The organism is Thioclava arctica (assembly GCF_040892615.1).
Taxonomy (GTDB): Bacteria; Pseudomonadota; Alphaproteobacteria; order Rhodobacterales; family Rhodobacteraceae; genus Thioclava; species Thioclava arctica.
The window spans coordinates 1-19,794 of the sequence record NZ_JBFRYC010000002.1 but is presented as its reverse complement, the minus strand read 5'-3'; the positions used below and the strand labels follow the sequence as shown (position 1 = coordinate 19,794).

Genomic DNA, 19,794 nt, shown 5'->3' with positions numbered 1-19,794 from the left:
GCGCAAAATACTCCCGCCGGAGGCTCCCGCGCGCGCCAAACACGCCAAGGCTTGACGGTTCCACGAAGCCTCGCCAAATACAGCCTATGCTTGGATTTATCACCTGCTCAGTTCGGGGCGAGGCCGATCGGCTGATCGCAGCCCTTGCCGACCGGCTTTTGGCCGAGGGGCGAGGCGTGATTGGTATGGTGCGTGCCGAGCGTGCGCAGCGCTCTGAGTGCGAAATGCATCTGCGCCTGCTTCCCGAGGGCAGCATTCATGAAATTTCCCAAGATCTGGGGCGTGGTGCGAATGCCTGTGCGCTTGATGCCGGGGCGCTTGAACTGGTGGTCGCGCAGGTGGCGCGCAGCCTGAGCGATGCGCCTGCGGGCACGGTCGCGCTGTTTAACAAATTCGGCAAGCAAGAGGCTGCAGGGCGCGGTTGCCGCGATTTGATTGCGCAGGCGATTGCGGCGAATGTGCCGGTGATCTTGTCTGTCCCGCCCGAGACCCGCGCCGATTTTGCGCGCTTCTCCGAAGGGTTCGCACAGGAAGTTGCACCAAATATCGAGGCCCTTGTCGCTTTTTTAACCGCTTGCGAGCGCTAAGACCCGCTAAGCCTTTGCCTTGATTTCGGGCAATGCTAGACTTCGGGGTCGAAGGCGACTAGAAGTGGGTCGTTAGCGCTAACAGACCCTAAGAATGGAGCACCCCATGGTTTCGCGCGTCATTCCTGTCGATGAATTTGATCTGGTGATTTTCGGGGCCACAGGTGATTTGGCCAATCGCAAGATTCTGCCGGGGCTTTACCGGCGCGTGCTGGCCGGCCAAATTCCGCAAGGCTCGCAGATCATCGGCGCGGCCCGCTCTGATATGGATGCCGAAGCGTTTCGCGCTCAGGTGCGCGGCGCGATCGAAGAGCACGTCAATCCCGCGAAAATCGTGCCCGAGTCGGTCGCAGAGTTCCTCGCGATGCTCGATTACGTCGTGATCGACGCCAAGGGCGAGGGCGGCTGGGACGATCTTAAGGCCAAGGTGCGCCCCGATGTGATTAACGCATTTTACTTTTCCGTGGCGCCCTCGCTGTTTGGCGATCTGGCCGAACGCTTGCACAAGCGCGGCATCGCTGGCCCGGATGCCCGCATCGTAGTCGAGAAACCCTTTGGCCGTGACCTGACCTCGGCGAAGGCGCTGAATAAGGCGCTGGCGGACCATTTCGATGAGACGCAAATCTATCGCATCGACCATTATCTGGGCAAAGAGACGGTTCAAAACCTGATGGCGGTGCGCTTTGCCAACATCCTTTTCGAACCCCTGTGGAATGCGCAATATGTTGATCATGTGCAAATAACAGTGGCCGAAACGGTCGGAGTGGGCGGCCGAGGGTCGTATTATGACAAGTCGGGCGCGATGCGCGACATGGTGCAAAACCACATGATGCAGCTGTTGTGTCTGATCGCGATGGAGCCGCCCTATCACTTTGACCCTGACGCGGTGCGCGATGAAAAGCTCAAGGTAATCCGTGCGCTGCAATCGGTTGCGCCCAATGACATGGTGCGCGGGCAATACCTCGCCAAGGGGGATGAGCCGGGCTATCTGGCCGATAGCGAAGACCCGGAGTCGAAAACCGAAAGTTATATCGCGCTGAAATGTCATATCGCGAACTGGCGCTGGACGGGCACGCCGTTTTATCTGCGTACGGGCAAAAGGTTGCGCGCGCGCACCTCGGAAATCGCGATCACCTTCAAAGAGCCGCCGCATTCAATCTTTGACGAGGCCGAGGGCGATTGGCGCGAAAACGTGCTGGTGATCCGGTTGCAACCCAATGAGGGCATGAACCTCAAGATGATGATCAAAGAGCCGGGGCCGGGGGGCATGCGTCTTGTGCAGGTGCCGCTCGATATGTCTTTTGCCGAGGCGCTGGGCGAAGAGGCGGACATCACCGACGCTTATGAGCGGCTGATCATGGATGTGATCCGGGGAAATCAGACCTTGTTCATGCGCGGCGATGAGGTCGAGGCCGCTTGGGCCTGGACCGACCCGATCATCGAGGGTTGGGAGGCGCGCGGTGACCGCCCGCAACCATATGACAGCGGCACCTCGGGGCCCGATGATGCGCTGATGTTGATGCATCGCGATGGCCGTCGCTGGCGGGAGATTCGCGAATGAATTTCAAGTCTTACCCAGATCGCGACATGATGATGATCGGCCTTGCTGACCGCATCGCTACCCAGTTGCGCGAAGCGATCCGCAATGACGGGCACGCCACGCTTTCGGTTCCCGGGGGCACAACGCCGGGGCCGATTTTCGACACGCTCAGCGATATTGATCTCGAGTGGGACAAGGTCGCGGTGCTGCTCAATGACGAGCGTTGGGTGGATGAGGACTCACCGCGCTCGAATACCCGGTTGATCCGCGAACGGCTTTTGACGGGGCGGGCCGCAGCGGCCACACTGGTGCCGCTATATGCTGATGCTCCGCGCCCCGAAGACAAGATGGATGAGTTGGCCGCAGGCATCGCGCCGCATCTGCCGATCTCGGTGCTGCTGCTGGGCATGGGCGCTGATATGCACACCGCCAGCCTGTTTCCCGGCGCTGATCGGCTGGAAGAGGCGCTGTCTGACGATGCGCCAATCGTATTGGCGATGCGCGCCGAGGCTGCGGGCGAGCCGCGCATCACCCTCTCTGCGCCCGTTTTGCGTGACGCGATGCACATCCATATTCTGATTACAGGAGCGGAAAAGCGCGCCGCAATTGAGGCCGCGCAATCCCTTCCAGAAACACAGGCGCCGGTGCGCGCCGTGTTGAAAAACGCCACCGTTCATTGGGCTGAATAAGCATGACTATCTGGCAAGATCTGATCGCAAAATCCGAGGCCGTGAAATCCCGCAAAATCGCGGAAATGTTCGATAATGACAATCGAGCGGCCAGTTTCACCCGGGACTTCGGGCCGTTTATGCTCGATTTCTCCAAGACGAACATTGATGCTGAAACGCTGGGTCTACTTGTGAAACTCGCTGCTGATTGCAATGTGCAGGCACGCGCCGAGGCGATGTTCACTGGAGCCAAGATCAACGAAACCGAGGGGCGCGCGGTGTTGCACACCGCGCTGCGCAACCTCGACGCGTCGGTGGTCTTGGACGGTCAAGACGTGATGCCCGAGGTCCGCGCGACCTATGACCGGATGGTGGCGTTCAGCCGCGACGTGCGGGAAGGGCGGTTTGTGGGGCAGGGCGGGGCGATCACGGATGTGGTCAATATCGGCATCGGCGGCTCTGATCTGGGTCCGGCGATGGCGACACTGGCGCTGGCGCCTTATCACGACGGGCCGCGCTGCCATTTCGTCTCGAACGTCGATGGCGCGCATATTCATGACACACTCAAGGGGCTGAACCCTGAAACGACGCTGGTGATCGTGGCCTCCAAGACCTTCACCACGATCGAGACGATGACCAATGCTGAGACCGCCAAGCGTTGGATGGCCGAAAAGGTTGCGCAACCCGCCGCCCAATTCGCTGCCGTCTCAACCGCCGCGGACAAGACTGCCGCCTTCGGGATCGCCGCTGAGCGCGTCTTTGGCTTTGCCGATTGGGTGGGCGGGCGCTATTCGATGTGGGGGCCGATCGGGCTATCGCTGATGCTTGCGATCGGGCCCGAGGATTTCGCCGATTTCCTGCACGGTGCGGCCGAGATGGACGCCCATTTCCGTACAACCGATTACGCCGAAAACCTACCGGTTCTGCTGGCTCTGGTCGGGATCTGGCATAACCAGTTTTGCGGCTACGCGACCCGCGCGGTGCTGCCCTATGAGCAGCGGCTCTCGCGCTTGCCCGCCTATCTTCAGCAGCTTGAGATGGAGAGTAACGGCAAACGCGTCAGCATGGATGGCAAGGATCTCGAATTCCATTCTGGCCCCGTCGTCTGGGGCGAGCCCGGCACCAATGGCCAGCATGCGTTTTACCAGCTGATCCATCAGGGCACGCGGGTGATCCCATGTGAATTCATGCTGGGCGCTGAGGGCCATGAACCTGATCTGGCACATCAGCATATGCTTTTGATGGCCAATTGTCTGGCGCAATCCGAGGCGTTGATGCGCGGGCGATCGCTTGCAGAAGCGACGGAAATCATGCGTAAAAAGGGGCTTGAGGGGGCAGAGCTGGAGCGTCAGGCACGCCACCGCGTCTTCCCCGGGTCGCGTCCCTCAACGACGCTGCTTTATCCCAAACTCACCCCCGAGGTGCTGGGCGGGATTGTCGCGCTTTATGAGCATCGGGTGTTCGTTGAGGGCGTAATTCTGGGGATCAACAGCTTTGATCAATGGGGGGTCGAGCTGGGCAAGGAACTGGCGCTGGCGCTGTCTCCGGTGCTTGAGGGGCAAAGCGACGGGGCGGATAAAGACGGCTCCACCCGCCAGCTTGTTGCGCGCATTCAGACGCTGCGCGGCTGAGTGTCTCGCAATCGTGACGGAACGCGCAGCCCCCCACGGCGTTGCCCCTAGGAGCGCGCTGTTCCAAGGAGTTGTGTGATGATCGAGAGAATGACTGCGTGTCCCGCCGGTATTACCGGTTTGGACGTCTCTGGCACCGTGTTGTCGCGCGATGTGAACGAGGCGATCCGCATGGTTGCCCCGACGGATCGGCTTTTGGTGCGGGTGGCGTCGCGGTTTGATGGCTATATGGCCGAGTTGGTGGGCGGCGTGCAACGCGCCTGTCGCGACGGTCAGGCCACGCGCTGCGCCTTGGTTGTGCCCGATGACATGATGCCCGAGGCGACGATGCAGGGCGAGGGCGCGGGTTTTCGTGTCTTTAGCGCAACGCAAGAGGCGGAGCGCTGGCTGGCCGCCTAGCGCAGCCCGATTTCCGACAGCGCGACCGACAATTCGCGCGGCAAGGCCTCTTCGCGGGTGCGCCCCTTGGGCAGGTCGCGCGGGGCGTCGTCGATGGCGAGATAGCGCCAGCCTTGGAACGGGCGACGCATCATCGCCTCGGTGCGCACCACCTCGCGATCCAGCACGATGGCGCAGCGCACGATCCCATCCGCGCCCATCACTTCGCTCAGCTCCAATACGCGTTGACGCGCCAGCACCGCGCCCTTGAATACCCAATACAGCGAGCCGCCATTCAAGATCTCGTCGCCGCGCTTGGGCCACATCCGCGTGACATGCATGGCCGGGCCGTTGCCATAACGGCTTGCCTGCCATTCCAGCAGGTCCTCGACCTTTTCCGCGCCCACGCATAGCTTGATCAGATGCACCATATCGGCCATGTCACCCCCAGGTTACACCCAATATAAAGCGTGGGACGTGGCTTGCAATGCGTTGACCCGCAATTGCGTGGCGCGTATCTTGTCAGCCTTCCACCTGATCCGCGAACATCCAGAAGGACGCCCCATGACCCGTTTTGCCGCCCCGATTGCACGCCAGATTTGGGACATGAAATACCGTTTCAAAGAGCAAGACGGCACGCCGATTGACGGCACGGTCGAGGATAGCTGGCGGCGTATCGCGCGCGCCCTTGCCGTGGTTGAGAAAGACCCGGCCGAATGGGAAGAGAAATTCTATAACGCGCTGGAAGATTTCAAATATCTGCCTGCAGGTCGGATCACCGCCGGGGCAGGGACGGGGCGCTCGGTCACCTTGTTTAACTGCTTTGTCATGGGCACGATTCCCGATCATATGGGCGGGATTTTCGACATGCTCAAAGAGGCGGCGCTGACGATGCAGCAGGGCGGCGGAATCGGCTATGATTTCTCGACGATCCGGCCCAAGGGCGCCGAGGTGAAGGGTGTGGCGGCAGATGCCTCGGGGCCGCTGTCGTTCATGGATGTGTGGGATGCGATGTGTCGCACGATCATGTCGGCCGGCTCGCGGCGCGGCGCGATGATGGCCACGATGCGCTGCGATCACCCCGATATTGAGCAGTTCATCACCGCCAAACAGGACTCGGCGCGGCTGCGGATGTTCAACCTGTCCGTGCTGATCACCGACGCTTTCATGGAGGCGGTCAAGGCCGATGGCCCATGGGAATTGACGTTCAATGACCGCGTCTATCACACGCTGAATGCGCGCGATCTGTGGAACAAGATCATGCGCGCGACCTATGATTTTGCCGAGCCCGGTGTGATCTTCATCGACCGCATCAACACGATGAATAACCTCAACTATTGCGAACAGATCGCGGCCACCAACCCCTGCGGCGAGCAACCTTTGCCGCCCTATGGCGCGTGTCTTTTGGGCTCGGTCAACCTTGCGCGGCTGGTGAGCGACCCGTTCGAGCCCGCGGCGAAACTCGACCCCGCCAAGCTTGATGAGATCGTGCGCTTGGCGATCCGGATGATGGATAATGTCGTGGATGCCTCGCGCTTCCCGCTGCCCCAACAAGAAGAAGAGGCGCGCAACAAGCGTCGGATTGGCCTTGGTGTGACGGGTTTGGCCGATGCGCTTTTGATGCTGGGGTTGCGCTATGGCTCGCCCGAGGCAGCCGCGCAGACCGAGGCTTGGATGAAGCAGATCGCGCGGGCGTCTTATCTCGCCTCTGTCGATCTGGCCAAAGAAAAGGGCGCCTTCCCGCTGTTTGACGCGAAGAAATACCTCGCTTCGGGCAATATGATGCAAATGGACGAGGATGTGCGCGCAGCGATTGCCAAGCACGGCATCCGTAATGCGCTGCTGACCTCGATCGCGCCGACCGGGACGATCTCGCTTTACGCGGGCAATGTCAGCTCGGGGATCGAGCCGGTCTTTGCCTATGCCTACACCCGCAAAGTGCTGCAACCCGACGGTTCACGCACCGAGGAAGAGGTCGTGGATTACGCGGTGCAGATGTGGCGTGACCTGAAAGGCGACGCGCCTTTGCCCGACTATTTCGTCAACGCCCAGACCTTGGCCCCGCTTGATCACGTGCGCATGCAAGCGGCGGCGCAGAAATGGATCGACAGCTCGATTTCCAAGACCATCAACTGCCCCGAAGACATCGCCTTTGAGGATTTCAAATCGGTCTATATGGAGGCGTGGGATAGCGGCTGCAAAGGCTGCACGACCTATCGCCCCAACGATGTGACGGGCTCTGTGTTGAGCGTGTCGGAGAAGGAGCAAGCCAGTGTTCAGGTTTGGGGTGACCACCTCAAGGAAGCTCGTGAGCTTAAAGGGTGGAGCCGCGGTCAACTTGCGAAAGCAGTCGGCATTGAAATTGGGGAAGTGGATCGACTCGAGAACAATGGATTCGCGGGGACGGAGTTGCTGCGCAAGATAGCTGCTTGCTTCGATGTTACTGAGATTTGGCTTTCGAAAGATCTAGGTCTGGCGTCGGCAAGCAGTGGGCCGGAAGTGCTAGCGAAATCGATGGGCGAGCCGATGACGCCTCACGGGGATGTCGTCTATCTTTCGGAGCCGCTTGATCGCCCGTCGGAACTCGAAGGTGCGACCTATAAGATCAAGTGGCCCGGCTCAGAACATGCGATCTACATCACGATCAACGACATCGTCCAAGGCGGTCATCGCCGCCCGTTCGAGGTGTTTATCAACTCCAAGAACATGGAGCATTTCGCCTGGACCGTCGCGCTGACGCGGATGATCTCGGCGGTGTTCCGGCGCGGTGGAGATGTGTCCTTCGTCGTCGAAGAGCTCAAGGCCGTCTTCGATCCTCGCGGCGGAGCCTGGATGTCGGGCAAATACGTGCCCTCGATTCTGGCGGCCATCGGCGGCGTGATTGAACGCCACCTGATCGCCACCGGATTTATCGCGGGCGAGGGGATGGGCCTGAAAACCGACCCCGAGGCTGAGAAGATGATCGTCGGCGAAGCCCCGCGCGGCAAAGCCTGCCCCTCCTGCGGCAGCTACGCGATGCGCATGGTCGAAGGCTGCATGACTTGCGCCGATTGCGGGCATAGCAAATGCGGGTGAAGGGTGATTTGGGGAGATGAAAGTCAGAAAAAGCAGATGAGTGCGCAAAAGAAAGCATAAGCCTGCGCAGGGCGTGTCAAGATACTTCTTCGACTCTGAGCGCCCCTTAAACTGCTGAGATTTTTTGCTCGAGTTGTGAAGACGGCAGAACTTTTGGTTCTGTCGTCTTTGCTTTCGCACCTAGCGTGGTTTTGGTTGCCCGCCGCCATGCCGGGGCAATCGAGGCGTATTTCCCGGCCCATTTTCCTCAAAGGCATCCAGCTCAGCGGCAGCCTGATCGGCCGTCAGGGCGCCGTAAATCAGGCGCAGATCGGCGGCCACGGTCTTGCGATCCTTCTAGGCGCAGAAGTTCAGAGAATGGCGCACTAGATGCACGATGCAGGTCTGGACGGTTGCGTCTGGGGAGGCGGCGGTGATCGCCTTTGGGAAGCCCTTGAGCCCGTCTACGACCGCGATCAGAACGTCCTGAACCCCGCGGACGCTATCACGGGTGGCTCACCATTCGGTTCTTGGACTTCCTCTTCCTCTGGAAACAAGTAGGCAACAATCTCATCTATCAGGTGCTCCATGTAGGGCATCCGAGCACGGAAATCTTCATCGGTTTTGTTCGCGTAGTGTCTGGCCATCGGTCCCTTGCCCGCCTGTTTGAACTCCTTCTTTACGAAGATCGCCCAGTCATCGTGTAAGTGGCCATCTAATGTGGTCTCGGCGTTTACGATCTGGTTGTTTAGTTCCTTCGAGATCACACTGAGAACACTTCTGTCTTTAAGATGCCCATGACTTTCGGCCCAGAACCAAGCCTCCTTATCATATAGGCATTCAAGAACAACTGGCACCCGGAACCCAGCCTGAAGCGCTGGAAACAGATGCGGTGGCGTGGGCAGCTTGAAGCACTTCGCCGACTTAGTATGGCCGGGGACATCATTCCAGTTCTTGAGGGCGGTCTTTGCTTCTGGGTCGAGGTCCAGCAGACCTGCAGCCCTGGGTAGTTCTGGATGGTGCTTTGCACGGCTCCGCCAAGATTGGAGCATGTCGATGACGTAGTTGATGCCAGCTCCGTCTTTGGTTTCAATATCGATCTCCGCATTCCTTTCAGCGGCAAACACGCTCAGGGCCTTGCCGATGATGAATCTGTCGGAAACGCCCTCAACAAAGATTTTACGGCGGTTGGCCTGGCCTAACTGTTCTACCTCGGCATGGGCTTGTTCCTGGCGTCGCACCCTTTCCTCCAACTCCGTCACCAAAGGTGCAAACAGGGCCGTGGTCCCCATCCGCTCATCAAGATCGCCAAGTTCGGTAACCTGTTTTGTTCCCTCCTCGTCCGCCTCCCGGAAGATGTGGTGACAGGATATTCGGCTCTCGCCTTCTTCCTGCTTGCGGTGCAGGTTGTAGAAGACTGGGGAATGCGTGGTCAGGAATATCTGGGAAACCCCATGGTCAATGAAGCCCCAAAACTGGTCGGCGAGTTCTACGCAACTGGACAGTTCCAGATTGTTCTCCGGCTCTTCGTATCCCCAGATGAACGTGTGCGGCTGCGCCCCCCGCACCTGAAGGCCACGCTTCTTGTCTGCCATGAATTTGAGGATCAGGGGAATATGTCTAGCCTTGATTCCGTCGCCCCGTGCGTCAAGCGAAATGTCATGGCCTTCGCTCAGGAAATCGAGGCTTCCGAAAATATGGCTAAGGTCCTTGGGCAGTGCCAGGCGGGATCGGAAACCGAGGGACGCCGTAATCTGGTTCGTCAGGTCTTCGAGTTGGTGGGATATCGATTGTTCGAAGTCTTGGCTTGAGCTCCGAAATTCTCGGTCGGCCACCTCGGCAATGATGTCGTAAATGCTGGCACGGAGTTCTGAGAAGTATTCCAGATCCTTGATTGCGGGCACATAGACGAAATTGATGTGCCTCAACAGTGCATGAGCGTTAGACTTTTTAGGGATTTCAACTGTTTCGAGCTTGGCGCCCCCGCGTGGACCAGCCACCCGCCGCCGGCCAGAGTATTCATCATGAACCATCCCTTCGGAGCGCCAGCGACGCTCCCAAACCACGAAGTCGCCGTTCGTGGCCTTATACGTCTCGGGCATCTCGATTTCGAGCTTGATGGAAATTTCTTTGGCTCGTTGATTAGGGTTGTGGAACACATTGTGATCGATCTCGAAGTCGAAAACATTGGAGGGCATGGTCCGGCCATTGAAGAACAGGTTAAGGGCTCGGAGGACGTTCGACTTCCCCGAATCGTTCTTGCCCACCAGAACGGCCAGTTTACCTGGTGACAGGGACAGGTTCAGCGCCGAGCGAAAATTCCGAATGTAGATCTTGGTGATATGAAGGCTCATTAATTCTCTGAAATATAAAGTTAAATGACCTCAGGCAGGTTGGCCGACATACAGGCAATGCGCAAGCCAAATTTGTTCTTCTATCCAACGCCGACAATACATGAGCCAGAATTCCACTGGTGAAACCAACTTGTGCTCGTAGCTTCAACTTTGCATGGCACTCCGTGAATTACTGAGTCTTTGGCACGTTTCAGAAGTTAGCGATGCTTATCATTGTGCTAACCGCCGCACTCATACTTCGCCACCGACACCTTTGAACTTATCAACAAAGGCGGAGATCTTCTCAAACACCGTCGCCTTCTTACTTCGGAACTGTGGGTTCAGCGGGCTCATTTTGGGCAATATGGCATTCAGGTCCGCCCCATTTTCAGAAGCGAATTCTCGTTTGACCGAGACCGCGATGTAGCGCTTTGCCGCCTCGGGATTCAGATCTTCGGATGTGATGATCTCGCCCAATTCGCGGCGTTGCTCTTCCCGGGCGAAGGCGAAAAACGCGTCGATCAGGCTTGCCTTGTCGTTGAGTTGATCAAGGTCGGTCTGGTTGATGAAGTCAACGATCAGACTCTCTTTCGCCCGGTTGCCGAGGCTGGAACGAATGGCGCGGCGTGCTTCCTCAACCAGTCCGGCCTTGTCTTTCGACTTCTTGTTTTTCTCAAAGATCAGTTCGAGGATGTAATCGAGGTTGATCTCCTGCGACTTGAGGAGATCAACCTCGAACACCACGTCGTTCCAGTCGATGCTGGATTTTTCGTCGTCGGTCGCATTCTTCTCTTGCCGCAGCCAGTCCCGAATGTCGTTGTAGGTCGACCTGTAATCCTGAATCTTGCGCTCAGGCGGAAGATGAATTTTCTCCATTTCGTGCAGGTCGTCGTCGTTCAGATAGTGCTGAGCCTTGAATCTCTCGACGGCCTCTGCATCGTTGACATTCACGCTTTGAAAGGCTTGAAGCGCCGCAAATTCATCATAATTCCGCAAGATGTTTTCGGCTCTCAGATACTCACCAAACAGCTTCGCGAATGCTTTCTTATCTGACTCTCTGTCAATCTCATCCGGGTTTGGAAAGCGGCTTTCGAGTTCGTTCACGATGTCGACGAAGCCGCGACGCACATCCCCATTTTCCTGATCCTGGAAACCTTTCATATATTCGTCGTAGCTTTTTTCGAGCACGACATTTTTGGTGTTCTTATCCCCAAACAGCGTGATCGCGTCGACGGTCGCTTGTTCGAGATCGCGGAAGGCGACGATATTGCCAAAGGTCTTGGTCGCATCGAAAATCCGGTTCGTTCTGGAAAAAGCCTGCATCAACCCGTGGAAGCGCAGATTCTTGTCGACGAACAAAGTGTTCATGGTCGGCGCGTCGAAGCCGGTGAGGAACATTCCGACTACGATCAGCAGATCGACTTCTCTGGACTTAACGCGCTTCGCCAAGTCGCGGTAATAGTTTTGGAATCCTTGCCCGTCGACGCTGAAGCTCGTCTTGAAATAGGCGTTGTAGTCCTTGATCGCCGCATTGAGAAATTCTTTGGCGCTGCTGTTCATGGCCGAGACGTCGAAACTTTCGTCCTGAATGTCTCCGACAGCGTCTTGTTCTTCGTTCGCGGCGAAGGAGAAGATCGTCGCGATTTTAAGGGGTTTGTCGCCGCTGACCTTTAGGGTGTTCAGTGCCTCGTAGTATAGCTTCGCGGCATCTACGCTACTGACCGCGAACATGGCGTTGAAGCCACTGTTGCCAGCCTTTAGTCGGTGTGTCTTCTGGCGGAAATTGTTAAGAATATACTGTGAAACCTCCCTGATCCGTTCCGGATGCAACAAGGCTTGTTTGTTTTCGGCAGCGCTTAGCTTTTTCTCGTCCTGTTCGCTTTCAATGGCTTTGAATTGCGGCCGCACATCGTTGTAGTCGACCTTGAATTTCAGGACCTTTTCGTCGCGGATGGCATCGGTGATCACGTAGGAATGCAACTCACGCCCGAACACGCTGGCGGTGGTTTCCGCGCCTAAGGCATTCTCCGGGAAGATCGGCGTGCCGGTAAAACCGAACTGGTAGAACCTTTTGAATTTCTTTTTCAGGTTCTTCTGCGCCTCGCCGAACTGGCTGCGGTGGCATTCGTCGAAAATGAACACCACCTGGTTGCCGTAGACGGGCAGGTCAGCTTCGGCCTTCATCAGGTTGTTCAGCTTCTGGATCGTGGTGACGATGATCTTGTTGTCGTCCTTGTCCAGGTTGCGCTTCAGGCCGGCGGTGCTGTCAGAGCCGTTGACGCTGTCGGGAGAAAACCGCTGGTATTCCTTCATCGTCTGGTAATCGAGATCTTTGCGGTCAACGACGAAGAACACCTTGTCGATGAAATCAAGCTCTGTCGCCAGCCGGGCGGCCTTGAAGCTGGTCAGGGTCTTACCCGAACCCGTGGTGTGCCAGATGAAGCCGCCGCTCTCAGGCTTGCACCAAGTCTTGGCCAGATAAGAACTGCGGATCTTCCACAGGATGCGTTCGGTCGCGGCGATCTGGTAGGGGCGCATGATCAGCAGGGTGTCGCTAACATCGAAGACCGAATATTGCAGCAAGACGTCCAAAAGCGTGCGCTTTTGCATTAAGGTCGCGGTGAAGTCCTTCAGGTCTCGGATCAACCCGTTGTCCGATTTTGCCCAGTTCATTGTGAAGTCGAAGCTGTTCTTGTCGCGCTTTGTTGTGTTAGCGAAATAACGGGTATCGGTGCCGTTCGAGATGATGAACATCTGCAGGAATTTGTAGAGCGAATTGTCGCTGTTGAGGCTTTCCTTGCTGTAGCGGTGGATCTGGTTGAATGCCTCGCGGATGGCCACACCGCGCCGTTTTAGTTCGATCTGCACCATCGGCAGGCCGTTGACCAAAATCGTCACATCATAGCGGTTGGCGTGGGTGCCGGTCTGCTCGAACTGCTTGATCACCTGCAGCTTGTTGCGGGCCTTGTTGCGCTTGTCGACCAGGTAGATGTTTTGGATGTGGCCATCATCAAAGACAAAGTCATGGACGTAATCGTCGTGGATCTTGCGGGTCTTGTCGATGTTACCTTCGCTGGGCCGGTCCAGATAGGTATCAACGAAACGCACCCATTCTTCGTTTGAAAAGGTGACGCCATTCAGTTCCTGCAATTGAGCGCGGACGTTGGCGAGCAACGCCTGAGGGGAGTTGATGTCAGGGCGAAATTCATAGCCCTGATCGACCAAGTCCTCAACCAGTTCGCGCTCCAGATCGTCTTCGCTTTGGTAGCCGTTGGGGGCGCCTTCGATGCGCTCGTATTTGTCGAGGACAATGTAGTTTTTCGATTCCGCGATGGTTTTCGTTTGCTCAACCATTCTGTGCGTCCTCTTTCCAAAAGCCATAATTATTGACCAAATTCTCGAGCAGAAATTTGACCGTCTGCTTTTCTTGCGGCGTCGGGTCGCGCACTTGATCGGTTGAAAGAGAGGAATGGCTGAACGTGTTGATCGTCCGAACATAGGCTTCTTTGCTGCCCGAAGCCGTGTTCAAAAGATCCCCCCATTGGTTATGCCCCAGAAATGCCGCCGTTTTCTCATACAGATTGCGCAGCAAAGTGAAATGGTATCGTTCAATCTTGTCTTGCGCGATAGCCTCTTCCAGTATGCGCCGCAAATGCAAATGGTAGGAAAAACTCTTGTTGGCATCGCCCAACTTGGTGTTGAGCGTAAAGCCCCCATCCGCATGACGCTCCAGTAGATAACAACCTTGGTTCGCAGGTCTCTTCTTCAAGTCCAATTCGTTGTGCAGCACGTTGTAAAAGAGCGGGCTGTGCGTGGTGATGACGAACTTGAGCTGCGAAGGGGCCGTGTTGATCAGCTCCGCCAGATTGACGGCAAGTTCAATCAGATGGTTTTCGTCCAGTGAACTGACGGGATCGTCAATGAACACATAGTCCAGCGCGTTGAACTGATCGGTTGCGCGATCTGCGGGCTCGGGAATGTTGAGCTCTGCTACGACCGTTTCCAGCAGCGAATAGAAGATGCTCCAGATAAAGGTGCTCTCTTCGCCCTTGGATATCTTGAAATTCCCCGTCTCCTCGTCGCCGCCAGCCTGGATCGAGAAGGTGACTTCCGAAAATGCCTTCACCTCGGTCTTGCTGCCATCTGGGTTTTCGCGGGTATAGGCTTGGTTGAATCTCGGCGTCAGGGCAGCGTTGGTGTAGTGCTGAAAGATGCGGCTGATGTTCGGCTCTTTGCCTTCGTCTTCCAAAATCCAATCGGTGAAGCTGTTGGGCTGGATTATCAGCCTTGGTTCGGCATCACCGTTAGGGTCATTGTCCCAATAGAACAGGTCTTCCGTGAAGGCGTTGTAGTATAGGATTTTGTTGCGCGAGCGTTCTGCCTCTTCGCCCTCTAACTTGGGCGCGATCTCGTTCTTCATCGCGCGGGACAGGCGGGTTTTGCCTGTGCCGTTGAAGGCATAGATCAGCTGCACCTTTTTGTTTGCCGCGTGGAGTTGCTGGGCGATCTGTTCAAGGGTTTTGCTCATGCCTTATCCCCTTTGGGAAAGCTCAAAAGCAGGTTGCGGTAATATTCATATTGCTTTTTCCGCAGCGCGATTTCGCGCGGCAGGCCTTCGGCAAGCGAGGTGGTCAGCGTTCCGAATTTGTCGAGGATCGCGACGATGCGGGCTTGTTCGGCGAGGGAATTCTCAGGGTCGTTGGGGAAAGGGATGGGGATTCCAAAGTCTTTAATAATTGCAGAGTTCAAATCACCCCGCGCGCCTTGCCCCATCCCTTTGATTTTTTCGTAGTTCATGCTTACCCAATGGAAGACGTAGCGATAGAGCGCTTGCTTTGGGTCGATTTCCAAGCAGCAACAGTGCTGATTGGTTGTGGTCCGTATTTTGTTGATTCCTGACCGACCAGCAGTTGCCCCCGAGATAGCTACAATCACGCAGTTTGCGGGCACCCATTTCGCTGCCGTTTCTTTAAGTGCAAGTGGTGTGATCTTTTCAGATACTTCGTAAATGTCTGAAAAGACAACCTCTTGTGTCCGCAGCCAAGGGATGGTGCCCCCTTCATAGTATTTGGCGCTTCCTGCTTTTGGTGTAGCGCCTGAGTAGGATTTCAGGGTCACTTCCCCCAACGTCTTCCATTCCACATCCGCGCCGTCGAAGCTGAGGAGTTGGTTGCGGTAGTGGTTGTATTGGGTTTTGCGGGCGGTAAGCTCTGCGGTAAGCTCTGCGGTAAGCTCTGCGGTAAGCGCGGTGAAAGCGTCCAGAACCCGCACAATCTCGCCCTGTATCGCCAAAGATTTTTTGGGTTCTTCGGGGCAAGGGATGGGGATGAGGTATTGCAGTATATGTGATTTGCTTCCGCGAGGCATCTTTGCTCCCTTGGAATGCTGAATATTATACTCAAAGAAACTTTCATCCGACAGCACCTGATAAAGGTAACTGGGATCAACTATTCTGTCAGTGGGACGCAGAACAAGCACATCCCCATTCGTTCCGCCATTTCTATCCGCCAGCCAAATCTTGCGAAGGTAGGGACGAATATTTCCAATCAAGACATCGCCTTTTCTATACTCTGTCAGGTTTCCACTAGTCGGAACATAATTCGAGTCAATACGACCTCCTCTGCTTTGCAGCAGATTGTCGACTCCAACGTAATTTGACTTATTCAATTCCGCGAAACTTACACGTGTCGTTGAATATTCGGCAAACTCCCCTAACGGCACCCAATCCACCGCCGCCCCATCCAAAAGCCGCTCCAGATACCCCAAACCGCTCACGCCTCGATCTCCGCGACAATCGCGTCAATCTCGGCGCGCAACTCATTGATCCGCGCGACGGTGACCTTCAGATCCGCATTCAGCGCCACGATATCCGTGACCTCGCGGGTGTCTTTCGGCTCCACATAGGCGCTGACCGACAGGTTATAGCCGTTCTCGGCAATCCGACGCTGATCGACGCAGGCGGCGACATGGGGGACATCTTCTTTGGCGGCGAAAAGGCGGATCACCTCGTCAATATGCCGGTCTTCCATCAGGTTGGTGTTGGTGCTTTTGCGGAAGAACGCCTCTCCGCTTGCATCGATGAACTGCACATCGGTGTTTTGCTTGTTCTTGGCCAGCACAAGGATGGTCACCGCAATGGTGGTGCCGAAAAACAGGTTGGGGGCCAGCGCAATGACGGTTTCGACATAGTTGTTCTCCACCAGATATTGGCGGATTTTCTGTTCGGCCCCGCCACGGTAAAAAATGCCCGGAAAGCAGACAATCGCCGCGCGGCCACGCGACGACAGGTAATGCAGCGCATGCAGCACGAAGGCGAAGTCGGCCTTGGATTTCGGGGCCAGCACGCCAGCGGGGGCGAAGCGTTCGTCGTTGATCAGGGTCGGATCATCCGAGCCCTTCCATTTCACCGAATAGGGCGGGTTCGAAACGATGGCATCAAAGGGCTTGTCGTCCTGGAAATGCGGGGCTTCCAGCGTGTTGCCGTGCTGGATGTTGAATTTGTCGTAGTTGATGTCGTGCAAGAACATATTCATGCGGGCGAGGTTATAGGTAGTGTAGTTGATTTCCTGCCCGAAGAAGCCGTCTTCGATGATGTGATCTTTGAAATGCTTGCGCGCTTGCAAGAGCAGCGACCCCGATCCGCAGGCGGGGTCATAGATCTTGTTGACGCGGGATTGCCCGTGCATGGCAAGCTGGGCTATCAGTTTGGACACATGCTGCGGGGTGAAGAATTCGCCACCCGACTTGCCCGCATTGGCGGCATAGTTCGAAATCAGGAATTCATAGGCATCGCCGAAAAGATCGCCCTCGGCCTCGGTGTAATTAAGTTTAAGGCTTTCGACGCCCTTGAGCACCTTGGCAAGGCGGTCATTCTTTTGGGCAACGGTGTTGCCAAGGCGGTTGCTGGTTGTGTCGAAATCCGAGAACAGGCCTTTGATGTCTTGCTCGGACGGGTAGCCGTTGGCCGAGCCTTCGATGGCCTTGAAGACGGCGGCAAGGTCGGTGTTCAGGCTTTCGTTGGTGTTGGCGGATTTGGCCAGGTTCTTGAAAAGCTGCGAAGGGTAGATGAAATAGCCCTTGGTTTTGACGGCATCGTCGATCACTTCGCGCGAGATGTCGGCGTCGGACATTGCGGCATAGTTTACTTTGCTGTCGCCGCCTTCGATGTAGGTGGTGAAGTTCTCGCTAATAAAGCGATAGAACAGAGCCCCTAGGACGAATTGCTTGAAGTCCCAGCCGTCGACGGCCCCGCGCACGTCATTCGCGATGCTCCAGATCTGGCGGTGCAGTTCGTCACGTTGTTGCTGGCTGGTCATTTTTGTCCCCCCTCCTGTTCCTGCTGGGTGATCCAGCGATTGATCTCGCTCTTGCGAAATCGCCACGCGCTTCCGACCTTGAACCCGGGAACCTTTCCTTCGGAAGCGAACCGATAGGCGGTTTTTTCCGCGATCTTGAGATAGTCGGCGAGTTCTTTCACGGTCATGATGTCATCGTTGGGCATTCGGGAATGTCCTTTCAGATGGATCCGGGTTGAAACTAGAGGAACTCAGGGGGGCGCGGCAAGTCGGCAATTGCGCGTGGTGCCTACCTGGACTTGAACTTGTAGAACGTCGCCGGGCTGAGGCCATGCCTGCGGCACACCTCCGCCGTCGGCATGCCCGCCTCCTGCTCCTTAATCATCCCCCCTCTCGGGCCATTGCTACGCAATGCCCTGTCGGGCAACGGATAATCTGCGCCTCGGTAAAACGGCTCTTTCGCATTCGTCTGCTCCTTCAAGATTGGGCAGACTCTACATTAGAATGGGGGATTTCGCGGGGGGCAGGTCAACACCAACCGGGCTCAAGTCGCGGCTGGATGAAAGTTCAGTGGCAGGTCAGCCGGAATAAACCCTCGCGCGCTATCCCCGGCCGACCTCGACTTTAAACGGTCGACGTGAACCGCGTGATGTCCTTTAAGGAAGAGTGAGGACGCGACTTTCGTCAAAAGGTGGGAGGGCTCTTTGGCCCTCCCTATTCGAAGCGACTATTCCCGAGCGCGGGTGTTCAGCGTCCGATATGCTGACGCATCCTACTCATGATTTTCCCGGTCCAACCGTCTCCGGTCACATCACCGCTGAAGCCTGTGTCTTTTGAACCTTCGACCTGCACGAGGACACGGATACCAGCCGGTGTCGGTGTGTAGTAAATGCCAGCGATCACATTCCAATCGTGGAGGGTGATGCCATGTTCACCGGTTACGCGTCGAGCCGACCTGTCGGCCGATCTAAGGGCAAAGCCAGTTTCTCCAAGAGCCAACTTCGCAGCGTCATACACTTGTTCTTCGCTCGCATTACGGAATAGCGCGGTTTCTCGATAGGAAGACCAGCCTACCTTCCCCTCAGGCGCTGAGAAATCCGCGTCTGAACTGCTTGAGGGCAACATGCTCTGCGACGCGCAACCGGACAATGCGACGGTTGCTGCAATCAAGAATACTTTTGAAATTCGTTTGAGCATTTTTCCTCCAAAGTTGGCTGCTCGACGAATAAGCGCCAAGATCTCGAATTAGACAACCCGCCGAAATCATATTAGCCGCAATTTCCATAGGTTCGCTGCGCGCATTTCTGCGATCCATGGATTTGCCCTCGGGAGCCTAGCAACTACGTCTAATCAGCGAACTGATGTTGCCATGGGGTGCCGGTTTTGATGATTGCGTTGGCGATGGTGACCAGTCTGCGTGCGATTGCAATGATGACGAGTTTGTGTGGCTTTCCACGTTCTTTGAGGCGTTTTGCGACCGGTTTCAGGACCGGGTTATGATAGGCGGCGGCTAGAGCAGCCTAGAACAGCACATGCCGTGGAGACCGGCGCCCGCCCGCAATAGCTCTTCGACCTCTCATCGCCCCGCTATCGTGAGGGACCGGTGCCAGGCCTGTCATGGCTGCGGCTTCGCCTGCTGTCATCCGACCGAGTTCCGGCAGTTCGGCGATCAACATTGCCGCGGAGGCTGGTCCAAGGCGGCCTGCGCGAGACGTTGCGCGCGAAAGGGATTGGCGGGTGGGTGCGAGACTGGCATGATGAGAACATATGACGAACATGTGGCCGAGGCAATCCGTTGGGTCATAAGCGAGCCTCTATGGCTAAGATCATAATCTTCCGGTGCCCCTTGGGCCATCTCGGCCAAGATTCTGTGATCTGAAATTCCGCTACTGCTCAGGTGGGCACCTCCTATGCAACCAGCCATTACACCCGCATAAAAATTCGCTTTTTATCGCAGCGGAACAATAGCTTGACGGCTGACCGGGCAAATCCTGAATTGACTTCAACCCGCGCCCGAATTATCCAGCGTCCACTATGACACTCAGTAACCGGCATATTCAGCGCGTAATACGCGCCATCTGAACCCCACCTTGGGGGCCGGTCACGACTGTCTAAATCCAGCAGCTTTGACGCAATCATGCCGGGCCTTTGCCCGCGGTCCCCTCGGTTTTTCCAACCATAGGAGACCTCCATGTCTATCATCGCATCCCCCCAAACGCTCGCCCCCTGCCGCACCATCGCACGCTGTTTTGCGCAATCCGATCAGGAGCGGTATCGTCATGGCTAGCCTCTCAAATGACCGCATGGC

The 19,794-nt window shown here is 56.5% G+C and carries 15 protein-coding genes and 2 pseudogenes; 6 read left to right on the top strand and 11 right to left on the bottom strand.

Going from position 1 to position 19,794, the window contains the following annotated elements; genetic code table 11:
• Nucleotides 1-86 precede the first annotated feature (86 nt).
• The 5 genes from AB4874_RS02990 to AB4874_RS02970 all read left to right on the top strand — a co-directional run bounded on the left by AB4874_RS02990 (nucleotide 87) and on the right by AB4874_RS02970 (nucleotide 4,825).
• Nucleotides 87-587 (top strand): DUF2478 domain-containing protein, encoded by a 501-nt coding sequence (locus AB4874_RS02990; RefSeq protein ID WP_368390879.1) that lies wholly within the window; start codon nucleotides 87-89, stop codon nucleotides 585-587.
• A 106-nt stretch (nucleotides 588-693) separates the two neighbouring features.
• Nucleotides 694-2,148 (top strand): glucose-6-phosphate dehydrogenase, encoded by a 1,455-nt coding sequence (gene zwf, locus AB4874_RS02985; RefSeq protein WP_295532898.1) that lies wholly within the window; start codon nucleotides 694-696, stop codon nucleotides 2,146-2,148.
• Complete coding sequence (gene pgl / locus AB4874_RS02980) at nucleotides 2,145-2,816, top strand: 6-phosphogluconolactonase (RefSeq protein WP_368390878.1); 672 nt, start codon at nucleotides 2,145-2,147, stop codon at nucleotides 2,814-2,816. The genes zwf and pgl overlap by 4 nt, the downstream gene beginning before the upstream one ends.
• A gap of 2 nt (nucleotides 2,817-2,818) precedes the next feature.
• A complete protein-coding gene (gene pgi, locus AB4874_RS02975; RefSeq protein WP_368390877.1) occupies nucleotides 2,819-4,426 on the top strand; it encodes a glucose-6-phosphate isomerase in 1,608 nt (535 codons plus the stop codon).
• Between the two features lie 78 nt (nucleotides 4,427-4,504).
• Nucleotides 4,505-4,825 carry a hypothetical protein gene (locus tag AB4874_RS02970; RefSeq protein WP_368390876.1) on the top strand — a complete coding sequence of 107 codons (321 nt, stop codon included), beginning with the start codon at nucleotides 4,505-4,507 and terminating at the stop codon, nucleotides 4,823-4,825.
• Here the strand turns inward: AB4874_RS02970 and AB4874_RS02965 are convergent.
• Nucleotides 4,822-5,244: a DUF1489 family protein gene (locus AB4874_RS02965; protein ID WP_295532894.1), complete on the bottom strand. Its 423-nt coding sequence runs from the start codon at nucleotides 5,242-5,244 to the stop codon at nucleotides 4,822-4,824. The two genes, AB4874_RS02970 and AB4874_RS02965, sit on opposite strands and share 4 nt — an antisense overlap.
• A gap of 124 nt (nucleotides 5,245-5,368) precedes the next feature.
• Between AB4874_RS02965 and AB4874_RS02960 the strand changes: the two genes are divergently transcribed.
• Nucleotides 5,369-7,879, top strand: coding sequence for an adenosylcobalamin-dependent ribonucleoside-diphosphate reductase (locus tag AB4874_RS02960; protein ID WP_368390875.1), 2,511 nt, complete (start codon nucleotides 5,369-5,371; stop codon nucleotides 7,877-7,879).
• Between the two features lie 199 nt (nucleotides 7,880-8,078).
• On the opposite strand, the pseudogene AB4874_RS02955 reads toward AB4874_RS02960, so the two are convergent.
• From AB4874_RS02955 to AB4874_RS02910, 10 genes and pseudogenes are all read right to left on the bottom strand, one after another.
• Nucleotides 8,079-8,356 (bottom strand): annotated as a pseudogene (locus AB4874_RS02955) (transposase); the annotation flags it as partial.
• Entirely contained in the window at nucleotides 8,335-10,212 is a 1,878-nt protein-coding gene (locus AB4874_RS02950; protein WP_368390874.1) for an ATP-dependent nuclease, read from the bottom strand. The gene AB4874_RS02950 and the pseudogene AB4874_RS02955, both read right to left, overlap by 22 nt.
• A gap of 231 nt (nucleotides 10,213-10,443) precedes the next feature.
• On the bottom strand, nucleotides 10,444-13,545 hold the full coding sequence (locus AB4874_RS02945) for a type I restriction endonuclease subunit R (RefSeq protein WP_368390873.1): 3,102 nt from the start codon (nucleotides 13,543-13,545) through the stop codon (nucleotides 10,444-10,446).
• Complete coding sequence (locus AB4874_RS02940) at nucleotides 13,538-14,719, bottom strand: AAA family ATPase (protein ID WP_368390872.1); 1,182 nt, start codon at nucleotides 14,717-14,719, stop codon at nucleotides 13,538-13,540. Before AB4874_RS02940 ends, AB4874_RS02945 begins: the two co-directional genes overlap by 8 nt.
• Nucleotides 14,716-15,966, bottom strand: coding sequence for a restriction endonuclease subunit S (locus AB4874_RS02935; RefSeq protein WP_368390871.1), 1,251 nt, complete (start codon nucleotides 15,964-15,966; stop codon nucleotides 14,716-14,718). Before AB4874_RS02935 ends, AB4874_RS02940 begins: the two co-directional genes overlap by 4 nt.
• Nucleotides 15,963-17,507, bottom strand: a complete 1,545-nt coding sequence (locus tag AB4874_RS02930) for a type I restriction-modification system subunit M (protein ID WP_368390870.1) — start codon at nucleotides 17,505-17,507, stop codon at nucleotides 15,963-15,965. The genes AB4874_RS02935 and AB4874_RS02930 overlap by 4 nt, the downstream gene beginning before the upstream one ends.
• Nucleotides 17,504-17,692 (bottom strand): methylation-associated defense system helix-turn-helix domain-containing protein MAD1, encoded by a 189-nt coding sequence (mads1, locus tag AB4874_RS02925; RefSeq protein WP_368390869.1) that lies wholly within the window; start codon nucleotides 17,690-17,692, stop codon nucleotides 17,504-17,506. Before mads1 ends, AB4874_RS02930 begins: the two co-directional genes overlap by 4 nt.
• 86 nt (nucleotides 17,693-17,778) lie before the next feature.
• A pseudogene (locus AB4874_RS02920) lies at nucleotides 17,779-17,951 on the bottom strand (transposase); the annotation flags it as partial.
• Nucleotides 17,952-18,233: 282 nt separating this feature from the next.
• Entirely contained in the window at nucleotides 18,234-18,683 is a 450-nt protein-coding gene (locus tag AB4874_RS02915; RefSeq protein ID WP_368390868.1) for a hypothetical protein, read from the bottom strand.
• Between the two features lie 323 nt (nucleotides 18,684-19,006).
• Nucleotides 19,007-19,264 carry a transposase gene (locus AB4874_RS02910; RefSeq protein ID WP_368390867.1) on the bottom strand — a complete coding sequence of 86 codons (258 nt, stop codon included), beginning with the start codon at nucleotides 19,262-19,264 and terminating at the stop codon, nucleotides 19,007-19,009.
• Nucleotides 19,265-19,794: the final 530 nt, after the last annotated feature.

Bases quoted from the DNA above. Each gene is read 5' to 3' on its own strand.
- AB4874_RS02990 (WP_368390879.1), top strand. From the start codon at position 87: ATGCTTGGATTTATCACCTGCTCAGTTCGGGGCGAGGCCGATCGGCTG.
- zwf (WP_295532898.1), top strand. From the start codon at position 694: ATGGTTTCGCGCGTCATTCCTGTCGATGAATTTGATCTGGTGATTTTC.
- pgl (WP_368390878.1), top strand. From the start codon at position 2,145: ATGAATTTCAAGTCTTACCCAGATCGCGACATGATGATGATCGGCCTT.
- pgi (WP_368390877.1), top strand. From the start codon at position 2,819: ATGACTATCTGGCAAGATCTGATCGCAAAATCCGAGGCCGTGAAATCC.
- AB4874_RS02970 (WP_368390876.1), top strand. From the start codon at position 4,505: ATGATCGAGAGAATGACTGCGTGTCCCGCCGGTATTACCGGTTTGGAC.
- AB4874_RS02965 (WP_295532894.1), bottom strand. From the start codon at position 5,244: ATGGCCGATATGGTGCATCTGATCAAGCTATGCGTGGGCGCGGAAAAG.
- AB4874_RS02960 (WP_368390875.1), top strand. From the start codon at position 5,369: ATGACCCGTTTTGCCGCCCCGATTGCACGCCAGATTTGGGACATGAAA.
- AB4874_RS02950 (WP_368390874.1), bottom strand. From the start codon at position 10,212: ATGAGCCTTCATATCACCAAGATCTACATTCGGAATTTTCGCTCGGCG.
- AB4874_RS02945 (WP_368390873.1), bottom strand. From the start codon at position 13,545: ATGGTTGAGCAAACGAAAACCATCGCGGAATCGAAAAACTACATTGTC.
- AB4874_RS02940 (WP_368390872.1), bottom strand. From the start codon at position 14,719: ATGAGCAAAACCCTTGAACAGATCGCCCAGCAACTCCACGCGGCAAAC.
- AB4874_RS02930 (WP_368390870.1), bottom strand. From the start codon at position 17,507: ATGACCAGCCAGCAACAACGTGACGAACTGCACCGCCAGATCTGGAGC.
- mads1 (WP_368390869.1), bottom strand. From the start codon at position 17,692: ATGCCCAACGATGACATCATGACCGTGAAAGAACTCGCCGACTATCTC.
- AB4874_RS02915 (WP_368390868.1), bottom strand. From the start codon at position 18,683: ATGCTCAAACGAATTTCAAAAGTATTCTTGATTGCAGCAACCGTCGCA.
- AB4874_RS02910 (WP_368390867.1), bottom strand. From the start codon at position 19,264: ATGTTCGTCATATGTTCTCATCATGCCAGTCTCGCACCCACCCGCCAA.